The organism is Oceaniferula spumae (genome assembly GCF_042849255.1).
Classification (GTDB): Bacteria; Verrucomicrobiota; Verrucomicrobiia; order Verrucomicrobiales; family Akkermansiaceae; genus Oceaniferula; species Oceaniferula spumae.
Genome location: NZ_AP026866.1, coordinates 1,691,669 through 1,704,076, shown reverse-complemented (window position 1 = coordinate 1,704,076; position 12,408 = coordinate 1,691,669). Strand labels below are relative to the sequence as shown.

Genomic DNA, 12,408 nt, shown 5'->3' with positions numbered 1-12,408 from the left:
TGATCATTTTTTGCGCTTTGCCCGATCGTAACGTGAGCTGCGAGCCGTAGTGGGCGATGGTGCGGGTGGAGACGCGACAGGGGTATCACGAGGTTGTTCAGGAACGGGTGGCTTTTCTGGTGACGGAATAGACAGCTCAGCTGGTGAGTCTGGTTTGGTGAGCGTTTTCGTGGATTTCGCTTGGTTCCGTTTGCCCACCGATGGCAGTGGCATTTTCCATCCTGTGCGTGTGACCAATGCGTCTAACAAAAGGAAAACGAGTGCGGCGATGGCAAGGGGAATACGAAGGTCGGTTTCGTGAATGACGGGAGGTCTCATCCATGCTTTTGAGAGATCGACAAGTTCACGTCCTCCTGTTTGGGCCGAAACAGAGCGCAGTTCGGCTAGACGATCAGGATCGAACGCCCACTCGGTGCTGGAGCCTACGATGACCGGACCGAAGGGGATAGCGTGTTCTCCCACCTGAATGGCACCTCGTATTAAGCTTCCTTCCTCTAGATCTTGAGTCAGGGAAAATCGTCCCGGTGCGATGCGTTTCCATGCAACTTCATAAGGTGTGCCCGATGACTCGCCGCTGAGTAGTTTGATGCGCGGCGGGTGAATGGCGAACTTCTGCCCCCACTCTTCATTGTCGTAGAGTAAATCGATTGTTAGGCGTGTGCCCTCGAGTCGATGACGCAGTCCGATTCCCGCAGGGAGCTGATCGCCCATCAGCCACTGCGTCAGGGTTTGAATGAAATCGCCATATTGAGGCCAAGCGCGAATTTTCTCGGAGTATTTTCCACCCAGAGGAAATGAAACAGCTGCCGTCCGGCCGATGCCTCGGCGGGCGTGCGCTACCAATGGTGCCAGATATTCATCTGTGGTTGCCAATGACGTGGTGGCGTCTTCTCTGGCGTAGGAAAGATTGTATCCATCCGCTTGGGGTAGCCAATTGAACGGTTTGTTGGAAATTTCGCTCCACTTGCCGGTGGGTCGGGTGCCCACTGGATCGGTGATGAATGCGGACCGTGCTATAGTCACTGTTTCCTGAGCGAAGAGGCGGGGGATGTCTGCTGGTCGCGTGGTGAAGAAACAACGTCCCTTGCCCAGTTTTGCGATGTCTTGCAGAAACTTGGCATCCGTATCAGCGGCAGTACCTAGACCGATCACAGAAACGGATGCTCCTTCCTTGGTCATCTCCGCAATCAATTGACGATATGCACCGGGCTCCTCGGAGTCGGCGGCATCTGAAAAGAGGATGATGTGACGTGTGCCGGCGGTGGATTTCTTGAGTTCTTTCCACGCGGCCTTCAATCCGGTGTATACGTAAATTCCACCACCTTGGGATTGAACTTTGCGAATTTTTCCAATGATTGCATTCTTCTTATCTTGGATGTCAATCAGCGGCACAATTTTGTGCGCTTCGCTATCAACGGCGAATACGGTCACCTGATCCATCAGTCCTAACAACTCTACGGCTCGTGCCGCGCCGGTGTTCGCAAGATCCATTTTGGTTTTGCCCGCTCCCGCAGACATGGCCATCGACCCTGACCGGTCCATGACAATAGCCATCGCCACAGCCAACTTGCGATGTTCGTTTTTCAACTCCATGGAAACGGGTAGCAGATTATCAATCGCCGATTGGAAATAGCCACCTGAGCCGAATGATTGTTTACCCCCCACCATCATGAACCCGCCTCCTTGCTCGCGCACGTAGAAGTTCAGAGCTTCCTGGAAAGGAACCGGGACTTCAAAAGCCGGCACATTGTTAAAGACCACGGAACGAGCGCCAGCCAGTTGACCGACTCGCAAATTGCCGGGCTCAGTCACCACCTGAACATCATAGTCCTGATCCTTCAGCGCTGCGGCCAGCGGGTCATTGATGTATTTGGTCACCAAGAGAACGCGTGGGCCACCGGTGACCTCGATCCATCGCTCCACTCGGTTGTTTCCCGGGTGGGCATCTTTTTCAGGTCTGATCTCAGCGGTGTATTCGTAGGAACCACTGCGCGCAATTCGATCGGTAAATTCAGCCCGGCCCGTGCCGCTAACAATTTTCACCTGAGTCTCTGAGAGTGTCTGGCCGTTACGTTTGATGATCAGAGGCACAGTGGTATCAGTGTGGCCTCTCACGGTGACCCCTAACACAAACGGCTCGCCGACTTGAGAACGGATCGGAAGGTGAATGCGCGCAACGCGGAAGTCATCGGTGGTTTCCTCTCGCACCAGACGGAAATCCATCGGTATCCCCATGCTCGAAAGTTTTGCGGCGGCTTCAGCAAGAGGTTCGGTGGAGTAACCGTCGCTGAATACCAAGATGCGAGAAGGTCTGTCCTCTGGCGCAAGGGCGATGATATTCTGGATGGCGAGATTGGTGCGTGTTAGCTTGCGGCTGCCTGTGAACACCGCGGTTTCCGTCCCCGGCTTTTGTTCGACGACCTCAGCCGCGTAGTCAATGAAGCGCAGTTGATCGCGTCTGGAGGGTTTCGATTTTTCCAGCAGCTTTTTCCACTCGGGCAGACCTTTGTCTACGAGGTCCTCGGTCGATTCTGAGCGATCCAGCATCACCCAGAGGTCGAGGGCGTTTTGCTGTCGGTCAATATGAGGATCTGCGAGCAATACGGTGACCGTAATCAGCAGCAGTGCCCGTAGTGGCTGCCAAAGGCGGAGTGAACGCCAGACCAATCCCAGAAGGATGAAGACGGGGAGGAGGAAAAACCACTCTGGTGCGCTGAAAGTCATCGATAGTTCTGCAGCTTCATGCCGCAACCATGTGAAGATGACCTGCCCGTCAGAAATTGCAACGATGGGCTAACGAAAAAAGCCTAGTCGAGCCAATCGAGGATGGCGTCAGCAGCCAGTCTCCAATCAGGGTCGATCATCATCATATGGCACATCTCAGGGATTATCTGGGCTTCGGTGCCATAGGCTGCAGCGGTGCTTTCGACCATGTCGGTGGTATAAATGCGGTCGGCGTCCGCCCCAAGGACTAACATTTTTGTTGTCACGGCATCAGCCCGTGGAGCACGTAGCATGGTTTGAAAATATAGCAGGGGTGAGATTTTCTCGAGTGCTCGCTTGTGTTCTTCGATCTCACTCTCGCTGGTGTCCTGGCGGAAAAGCAGCTCCCGCATACTTTCAGAAGTGCTGTATACGTGGTGCGGGCGGAGGGTGAGATGGGCTACGATGACGAGCCAAGGGAACTTCTTGAACATGCTCCAATAGCTTGGCCCGCTGCTAGCGGGTGGAGCCGATGCCATGAGCACCGCAGCCGGACAATCGTGATAGATCTCCAAATAACGCTGCACCAGATAACCTCCCCAAGAGTGCGCAACGATGACCACTGGCTCACCGACCTGCTCAACAGCAGAACGGACATCATTGAGGTAGTCGCTGCAGCCCCTCAGTAACACAGTTCCATCGGCATCGCTGGAACCATGACCGCGTAAGCTCAATGCATGCGTGTCACAGCCAGCTTCCGAGAAGTGATCCTGAAACAACTTCCAGCAACCTGCCGTCATGCCCGCTCCGTGAATAAACAGGACCGGATGGCGAAATTTCCTCACTGAGGAGCTTTTTGAGATAAGTTCGAGTGGCATGGGGTGGTTTCAGATTGGCGAAGCCGGGGAAGGAGATTGATTTATGGGTAATCAAGATTACCCTAACGAAAACGAATATGCGGAAATTTTTGGTCATCGTCAACATGGAGTCGGGCACAGCCAAGAAATCCGATCCTGGGAAAATCACGGCTGAAGTGTTAGATGTGCTAAGTTCCCACGACATTGAGAGCGATGTTCGTTTTTTCCGTGGAGCGGATCTGGTAGATGGCCTACGAAGAGCCATTGACGAAAAACCAGACGCGATCTTGGTAGCAGGTGGAGACGGAACGGTGAATACCGCCGCCGGGCTGATGGAGAACTCCGGAGTCGCGCTGGGAATTCTCCCGATGGGAACATTCAACCTGGCAGCCCGAGACTACGATGTGCCATTGGAATTTGAACCGGCTTTACATGCCCTCGCCACTGCAGAGATGCAGAGCAATCAACTCATGAAAATTTCCGGTCTACCGTGTCTTTGCACATCCATTATCGGGTTTTACCCGCGCATGGCCCGGATGATCGACGAGTATCATGGAAAAAAATGGTGGCGGAAATCTCTCAGAGTTCTGGGCTGGTCGGTGTTCCGTTTTGCCAAGTCGACCGTCTATCGGCTCACGATTTCAAACCAAGATACAGAAGAGACTAAACAACACGCGTTCAAAAGTAGAATGTTAGCCATCGTGCCGGGCGAGTATCGCGATACACTTGGACTTATCCCCGAGCGCAAAAGCACCTCGGGTAAGGAGGCCACAGTGTATGTCTTCCAGCATCTTACTCGAATAGCCATGTTACGTGGAATGCTGGCTTATGTGCTGGGGCAGAGTTCAGACGATCCGGATATGGAAGCAGTCGCCGTCACCAGCGGCACTCTTGATTTCAAAGGTAAGAAACACGTTAAAATTATGATCGATGGTGAAGTGACCCAGTTAGAGACACCTTTGAAAATTGAAATCGTTCCAGATGCACTGCTTTTACTTCACCCTCAACCTGAAACTTTGCCGTAAGAATGTATCAAATCCTCCAGCTCTCAGATCCTCATTTTGGAGCAGCCAATCTTGTTCAAGCAGAAGCGGTCGTTCAAATGGCTACGAAGTTAGAGCCGGACTTTACTCTCCTGCCCGGTGATTTTTCCATGCGTGCCCGGAAACGTGAGATGGTGGCTGCTCAAGAATGGCTCAGCAGGTTGCCTCAACCACAGCTGACCATTCCGGGGAATCACGATGTGCCGTTGTTGAACCAGCCCATCGATCGTTTTTTTCGCCCATTCCGTCGGTATAAAAAATACATCAACGAGGACCTTGAACCCACTGCCGATCTGCCGGTGGGACGCTTGCTGGCTTTCAATTCATCCACGCCTTTTGGCTTGCACGTTGATTGGTCGAGAGGATTCCTATCTCCCTTTCAAGGACTGCGAATCGAAAACGGTTTTGAGGGCGTTGATGGACTGAGAATGGTGACATTTCATCATCCTCTTCATCGCAGCGATGAGAAATCCAGAGTCCTCATATCACCGCTTCCGCTGATCCAAAGATCCCTGTCGATAGGGAAAGTCGACATCGTCTTTGCCGGTCATTTCCATCAGGCCTATTCCGGAGTGATCGAGCTAGAGCATGAGGATCGAAACGTAGTGGTCTCCCAAGCGGCCACCGCATGTTCAACCCGAACCAAAGGTGAACCAGCTGGATTTCATCTTGTGAAACTGTCGAATAAACGAATCGAGATTCTGCGTTACCGCTGGCTCAAGGGTGAGTTTCTCCACGATCTAACATCCTGCTTTGAAAAATCCGAAGAGCGGTGGAGTCAGGTAGTCTGAGAATCACTTGTCGTGGTAGTCACCTGAGTTCCTGACTTGGTGAAATACCAGGCAGCCAAAACAGCAAGTAGAATGAGGCAGGCCCACACTCGCCATAGATGGTCGTCTCGCGTGTGGCGGTCAACGGCAGTGGCTAGTGCGGTGGCCGGCACTTCATCGGAGGCGCACTGCGAGAAGTCTGCTTCACGCGTATCCGCAAAGTAGGTCGCAGAAGTTAGCAATACTTCATCTCCTTGGCTCAGGGTGAAAAATCCGGGTGTTTCAGGAGCGGTCAGACCTGACGCTCTGGAGTCCAGTGATTTGGTTTCCAGAATCTCGCCATTGAGATCGTAGATGTTTTTGACTAGGGGCGGAGTATCTTTCCCTGTTCTTCTCGTGAGATCCAGCGGCTCTGAGGTCTCGGTGATTCGGGTTTCGGGCGCAATTTTCTCCTGGCGAAGCTGTTCGCAGAACCGCAGCATCAGGACTGCGACGGACGGTTGCTTCATGCCGTTAGAGCGTCTGATGTCGAAGTTGAAAATCAACGCCTTGCGTCCGGTGATCTCGTGGGTGCGCAGGTAAATCAATGCGCGGTTGCCTTGCCAGAGCAAGACCTCATCTGCCTGGTCATGGGGGATCGATATGCTGTTCCTTACCAGCAATGCCTGCCAGTTCAGGCCATCAGTGAGCGGGTGTTTTGTCGCAACAATGTTGCCAGTGAGATAGGGCCTTGAGCTAGCCTTGTCCTGCGGGAAAACCATCAGGTGATGGTCTTTCGGAGTGGTCTCGGTAGATGTGATGATCAGATCAGCTTGGGTGCCATTGGCCACGGTCTTGAGGTTGGGGAAACTGGCGATCATCCGGTCACTGAGGAGCACGGTTTCCTTGGGAAGGGTGGATTGAATGAGTAGTGGTTTCGGGGCAGGGCGAACCAGTGGCAGGCTGTCATCGAGATCGAAGGCGTCTCCGTTTAGGCTGACCCTGCAACGTTCTTCTCCGGCTGGAAACGCACCTTGAAGAGTCGTCAATGATCCTGCTTTGAGTGTGACGCTTCTCGTATTGCTAGACCCTTTTGCGGTCTCCAGCTTCCATGTGCGCGTTTGTTCTTCGTCCGAGTAGTTTCTAACGATCGCCTTCCACACGAGGTCTGTGCCAGATGTCTCAAAACTAACACCAGTGAAGCCACAGTTGTCGGTAGGTTCTCCAATGGAAATGGTAGAGCTGTTGTAAGGTGCTACACCCGATAGCGGAGTGTCTGTGATGTAGGAAATGGCACCCTCAGCACCAACCAAACTACGGGCTACACGCAGAGTGTTTCCTGGCTCAGTGGCACCGGAGCTTGGCTGCCAGCTAGTGAGTGCTGCCAGCAGCTCCTCCATGGATTTCCCCTGATAGATTTTTGCTTTCGAGGGGTCTGACTCCATGAGCCAGACTTCAATGTTCGCAGCGTTACCTTGTAAACGTGGGATTTCACGTTGAAGGGTTTCCGGAAGTTTGTCTTTGAAAACTCGCATCGACGCGGAGCTGTCTAAAACGATGGCTATGCGCTGTGTAGACTTGGCTTTCACATAACGTGGCTGGACTAACAACCAAGTGGTTAACAGTACGGCGAAAATTTGCAGCCACAGTGGCACTGAATTAACCAGCCGATCAAATCGCCGACCGCTGGTTGATTCCCGCTGGGTCTGACGTAGCAAGAACAGGGTGCTGACAACCTGCACCTTCGCACGACGTTGCAGAAAGTGAATCAACACCACCGCTGGGATGCCTAGTAGCGCCCAGAGACCGTGTAGATTTGTTAGGATGAGGTTGATGGCAAGTTGGGATTAAGAAATGGTGAGAGCTCCTGCGGTGACGGCTTCTTCATTGAGCGCCTCCAGGAGATCGGTATCAGCGCTGACACGAGCCAAGGGGGCGTTGAACCGGCGCGCTGCCGAGTGCCATTGAGCGAAGTGTTCGGCGTAGGCTTTGTAATAGAGCTTCAATGTTGATTTTTCAATCCGGTGGGGATGGTGGCTGGTTTGCTCGGCATCGATAAATTCGTAATTTCCTTCCCACTCAGGCCGGGCTTCGCTTTGGAGAAATGGAACCAGCATGATGGCTTTGCCCTGCTGCTGAGTGAGTAAGCGCAGCGGGTGCGTGGGATCACCTTCAAATAGAAGATCCGAGATTAGCACGCGAATGGCATTGCCTCGCATCGGCACCTTGTCGAGGGCCAGGGATGTGGCTGGGTTTTCGGAAGGTATGTTTTTCGCCGTTTCATACCAGAGGTGTGAGTTCACTGCGTCCATCGGTATTTCACGATATCCGTCACCGCGTAGAACGTGCAACCGTGTGGACGCGCCTGCCTGAACCGCAGAGAGCACGGCAAAGTAAAACAGCTCGGCACTGCGTTCTGCTTTGTCTGTTTCGAAAAACATCGACTCGGAGGCGTCCATAATGATGTCGATCACAGGCCTTACCTCCTCCCGATAAAGTTTCATCGAGTAGTTTCCCGTGCGCGCGTATGCTTGCCAGTTGATATGTCTAGGATCATCACCAGGCACGTAAGCACGGTGGTCTTGGAAATCGATCGATGATCCTGTGCCAGCCCCCTGAAACTCACCGGCCATGCCACGCCATACCTGACTGCGAAACGGCAGGGTAAGGCGTTCCGTGCAGACGGACGCTTTGTGGTAAAGAGTAGCTAGTTGCTCGTGGGTCATGCTTCAAAGGCGGGCTGGATCTGTCGCTCGACTTCGCCGACTTGCCTCCAAACAGGGCGTGTGGTGGCGAGAGCAATGAGGTAATAGACTCCAGCGTTGAGATAGGCGATATTCAACAAGGTTGTCGACGAGAATATCGTTTGCTCTGCTAGATATGGCAGTGTCAGAGGAATCCAACAGAAGTAGTGCATCAGCTCAAGATTCGAGGCCCATTGTTCACAGGATATAACCACGGCGAAGACAAGGGCCTGTGTGCAGATGAAGAGCACAAAGAGGCCGAAACGGTTATCATTTTTACGAGCAAACAAGCGGGTCATCGCCACAGGGAAGAGTAGCATGGCAAAGACGGCGGGAACCATCATCCGGGTGGTGTCGTCAATCGTAGCTCCTTTGAGTGAGAAAATGAATATCACCCCCTGCATCAGTAAAAACAGGATGAGAACATAAATTAAACCAGTCGCCCATCCGGGGTAGAAGATCCGTCCGAGGGTTCTGCCAACCATACCTTTGCTTACAAACGGAGCGGCGATCGGTGGCACCAAATGAGGGTTTTCAGTTAAACATATCAAACTGATCGGAGCGCAGAGACAGAGTCCTAAAATAATGGCGATGTAGACTTGGTCGATTGCCAGAGTGACCACAGCCAAGGCCAGCATGATAAAGAACAGGCTGACGGACCTCTTTAAAGTCGATCTGTTTTCCGCGACGGGAGCGATCTGCGATGTGCCCAGATCAAGACACATCCATCCGGCGTAAAGGCACATGACAACAAACGCTAAAAATCCTAACCAGGCGCTTCCTGTGTCAAGAGTGAGCCTTTGCACCATGGTCTGGAAGAGATAGCGGTTACTGACGAACAACGCCCAGATGTAGATAAACAACATCAATGCTCCGGTGATGGGTAACAGCACTCTAACAATAGTTGAACTAATGCCACTGAATCCCACCGTGAATGCAGTCAGTGTGATGGAAATCAGGAAGATGCTGAGCAAGAACAAGACTTCAGCGAGCATCTGCATATCGCCAAAGAAATACCGTAGAATCAGATACGGAATAATCGCAGTGAGAATGAGAGCGGATTGGCTCACAATCGAGATCCATTTTCCAAAGGTAATGCGCCAGGCACTCAGCCGGGTCAGGCATAGGAGATCGATCGTGTTTCCTCTCACTTCCGAGGAAAGAGCCGAGATGCCACGCAGTGGTTGCACAATGAGCACGGCAAAGGAGAAAAAGAAAAAGATCACCCTCGACAACAAATGACCGGCATTCTGGGAGGATGCGCTCGCTGCAGTGACCAAGAGTATAAATGCAAGGAAGGCCTGCAGGGTAATGAACAGAATGACAAACCCGACACCACGCAAGCCCTGACGAAGCTCCTTCACCAACATCGGGTTGAGCTTGTCTGGGAAATCTGCGATGTGCTTGATGCTGGACATGGCGATTACGAATTCTTGGGCATCGTTGGAGGCGTGTTCACTTTATCCAGCATGTCGATAAATGCGTCTTCCAAGTTTCGCTGCTCTTTGTGGAATTCCACCACTTGCAGTCCGTCTTTGATCATGCTGGCGAGCACCCGAGAGGCGGTTTCAACTGACTCGATACGGAGCCGGCCGCCTTGTTTTCGGGACTCGATAAATTCGGCGTAGGGGTTGGTTACCGCCCAGTCAGATACCGCTTGGGCATTACCTAACACCTGCACATCATAGAAATAGCCACCTAACGTGTCGGTTCCCTGTCGTAGAGATTCAGCGTCGCCGTGGTGTACGATGCGGCCATTGTTGATGAACAGCAGGCTGTCGCACATTTCACCAAGCTCAGAGAGAATGTGGGAGGAAATGAAGATGGTTTTTCCTTCCTCTGCAAGAATACGAATCAGGTGCTTCAGCTCCACTCGGGCTTTGGGGTCGAGACCTGCTGCAGGCTCGTCCATAATGAGAATCTGTGGATCATGGATCAGAGCTCTGCCGAGACAGAGTCTCTGGGTCATGCCTTTTGAGAGTTTGTTAGAAAGCCGATCGGCCAGAGGGATGAGGTCGGCGAATTCCATCACCTCTTGGATGCGCATCTGGCGTTCTTTGCCGCTGTAGCCTAGTGCCCGGGCATAGAAATCAAGATATTCGAGCACCGTCATGTGCTCGTAGTTGCCGAAGTGGTCGGGCATCCATCCGATCAGTGACCGGACCTTGGCAGGATGGTTGACGACATTGATTCCGCAAATTTCTGCGGTGCCCATCGTTGGGTAATCCAGGGTCGCTAGAACACGCATGGTGGTGGTTTTACCAGCACCATTGGCACCCACAAAGCCACACACTGAACCATGAGGAACTTCAAAATTAATCCCGTCGACGGCCTTCAGTGGTCCGAAATAGCGGTAGAGGTTGTTGACGACAATCGCGTTACTCATGCTGGAAATAAAATTTGGAACTTGGTGTTGGAAAATTAACGAGCGATGCGTCCCGTCATTAGCGTTTTAGTGCTCAGCCATTTGACGGAATTGTATGTTTCGATGGCGGGCGCATCTTCCGTGAGGGTGAAAAAGCGGCCGGGAAGCGTGGCGAGGTCATTGATGTGCTGAGCGTTGCCTTTGGAAAAAAGCTGCGACTGTGCGAGTAGCCAGCTGTGGAAGTCTGAGGCGCTGCTGGGACTCAAGGTGACTGAGTTCCCTTTGGAAAGTGCATCCGCTTTCCACCACGAACCGTCTTTAGCCTGATAGTAAATAGTGCCGAGGTCATAATCGAAGGTGGACGTTAGAACGGGAGCGCCGGCGCGGGGGGATAGCTCAATACGGCCTCGGGTAGGGCGCACGGTTTTAAGGAGGTGACCGTGGATACTGCGTGACTGAAACCAGTCGCCGCTGGCTTTAAGTCCATCGTCACCTTCATTAGCCGTGTAGGAGCTGGGAGCGGTGCCATCTGTGACGACTCGTGCCCAGCGGGAAGGAGCGAGGGCGACAGGGGACATCAGCGCAGGCTCGGATGTTTCGAATGAACTTCCTAACAGAACTCCGGTCCGTGCCGCTTGCTCTTGAATGATGTAGGCGTTGTTTTCTTGCGGTTGGATTTCCATCAGAACCACCCGATGACCTCGTCCGCCAAAGCCGTCTTGGAATAAAATCAAAATAACTAACAGCGCGCTGGCACCAAGTGAGATGATGGGGGTGGTAATGAACAGTTTGTGTCGTTTGCCAGCCTTGGCGAAGACAAACAGATTCACGGGTCCGATCAGGATACCGAAGGCAAGTAGGATGAGAACAAAGAAGGCCGTGTTGAAATGCTTTTGACCAAGGATGTTTTCCAGTGGCCATGTGCCTGCGTAATCATAGAGCATGCTGTAATAGGTAGTGCTGTAGCCTGAGCTGGCAAAACCTGGTTTTACGGGTTGGGAGCGTCTTGATGGAGCGATAACGCCGGCACCTAGCATGCTGTAGGTTTTCGCCGCATCCAGCCGACCTGACGATGGCAACGACAATATGCTGACAGTGCCCATGCTGCGTTGGATGATTCGGGAGCCAGTATCGGCGGCTTCATCGCTGTCAATCTGGAGACTGCCGAAATTGACCGAAGCGCTGGAGCTGTAAATAATCAGCCTGCCACCGAATCGGTTCCACTCGAGGATCGCTGTGCGAGCTCCAGGATCGAGTTTAGACCAATCATCAGAGGTTAACATAATCACGTCTTGGCCAAGATATGCGCGCCAGTCTGTCGGCATGCTTTTTGGATCAAAACTGCCACCAAACTCGATATTGCTAGACGACATCGAGCCTCCACTGAGTTGACTTGTTAGGGCGGATGCGTTGGGCACGTAGAGTGCGCTGCTGACGATGACGGAAGGCCACTGATTGCTGAGTTCGGTCGACATGGTGCCGCTCGTTGTCGGGAAGCCGTTGCAGCTGATGTTCATTCTCAGTTCACTACCGCTGCCGTAACCGCTGGTCTGAAAGACAGTGGTAACAGGAACTAGGAAATCAAACGTTTCGCGTTTTCCTGCTTCGCAGGAGCATTCGAAACTCGATGACATGCGGCTACCGGTTTCCGTGCCGAAAGCGGATAGATCCTTCGAGGTGAATTCCAAACTGAGGTCTCGATCGACCTTGGTGCCATTATTGATTTCCACCCGAATAGGCACATAGCCATAGGCCGGGAGTTTGCCAAACAAGCTGGTGACTTGCACCCAAGTGTTGGTCTTCGTCTCGTAGACTTGTCGAGTCAGTTGATACTGGGCGCTAAGTCGACCAGCTCCTAACAGAGTCAGGAGTAGGGCTGCTGTGGCAGTCAGTGAAAACAACCAAGGAGTGAGGCGGGTGCTCTTGAAAATCATGATGGGCCGGGAA

General features: G+C 52.7%; 9 protein-coding genes. 2 read left to right on the top strand and 7 right to left on the bottom strand.

The features are described from left to right. Positions 1-3: 3 nt before the first annotated feature. Both ACSPJT_RS07140 and ACSPJT_RS07135 read right to left on the bottom strand, forming a co-directional pair. Complete coding sequence (locus tag ACSPJT_RS07140; RefSeq protein WP_435895680.1) at positions 4-2,724, bottom strand: VWA domain-containing protein; 2,721 nt, start codon at positions 2,722-2,724, stop codon at positions 4-6. Positions 2,725-2,807: 83 nt separating this feature from the next. Next, positions 2,808-3,581, bottom strand: a complete 774-nt coding sequence (locus ACSPJT_RS07135; protein ID WP_435895679.1) for an alpha/beta hydrolase — start codon at positions 3,579-3,581, stop codon at positions 2,808-2,810. Between the two features lie 77 nt (positions 3,582-3,658). On the opposite strand from ACSPJT_RS07135, the gene ACSPJT_RS07130 reads away from it, so the two are divergent. Both ACSPJT_RS07130 and ACSPJT_RS07125 read left to right on the top strand, forming a co-directional pair. Next, positions 3,659-4,585 (top strand): diacylglycerol/lipid kinase family protein, encoded by a 927-nt coding sequence (locus tag ACSPJT_RS07130; protein ID WP_435895678.1) that lies wholly within the window; start codon positions 3,659-3,661, stop codon positions 4,583-4,585. 2 nt (positions 4,586-4,587) lie between these two features. Beyond that, complete coding sequence (locus ACSPJT_RS07125; protein WP_435895677.1) at positions 4,588-5,394, top strand: metallophosphoesterase family protein; 807 nt, start codon at positions 4,588-4,590, stop codon at positions 5,392-5,394. Here the strand turns inward: ACSPJT_RS07125 and ACSPJT_RS07120 are convergent. From ACSPJT_RS07120 to ACSPJT_RS07100, 5 genes are read right to left on the bottom strand one after another with little or no spacing between them, the layout of a single operon-like run. Beyond that, positions 5,382-7,178, bottom strand: coding sequence for a vWA domain-containing protein (locus ACSPJT_RS07120; protein ID WP_435896189.1), 1,797 nt, complete (start codon positions 7,176-7,178; stop codon positions 5,382-5,384). The genes ACSPJT_RS07125 and ACSPJT_RS07120 overlap by 13 nt on opposite strands. Positions 7,179-7,199: 21 nt before the next feature. Beyond that, positions 7,200-8,078, bottom strand: coding sequence for a DUF58 domain-containing protein (locus ACSPJT_RS07115; RefSeq protein ID WP_435895676.1), 879 nt, complete (start codon positions 8,076-8,078; stop codon positions 7,200-7,202). Then, the gene (locus tag ACSPJT_RS07110) at positions 8,075-9,514 is read right to left on the bottom strand and encodes a hypothetical protein (RefSeq protein ID WP_435895675.1); all 1,440 of its coding nucleotides are present in this window, start codon (positions 9,512-9,514) and stop codon (positions 8,075-8,077) included. Before ACSPJT_RS07110 ends, ACSPJT_RS07115 begins: the two co-directional genes overlap by 4 nt. A gap of 5 nt (positions 9,515-9,519) precedes the next feature. Continuing rightward, positions 9,520-10,482, bottom strand: a complete 963-nt coding sequence (locus tag ACSPJT_RS07105; protein ID WP_435895674.1) for an ABC transporter ATP-binding protein — start codon at positions 10,480-10,482, stop codon at positions 9,520-9,522. 35 nt (positions 10,483-10,517) lie between these two features. Beyond that, entirely contained in the window at positions 10,518-12,395 is a 1,878-nt protein-coding gene (locus ACSPJT_RS07100; RefSeq protein ID WP_435895673.1) for a hypothetical protein, read from the bottom strand. Positions 12,396-12,408 lie beyond the last annotated feature (13 nt).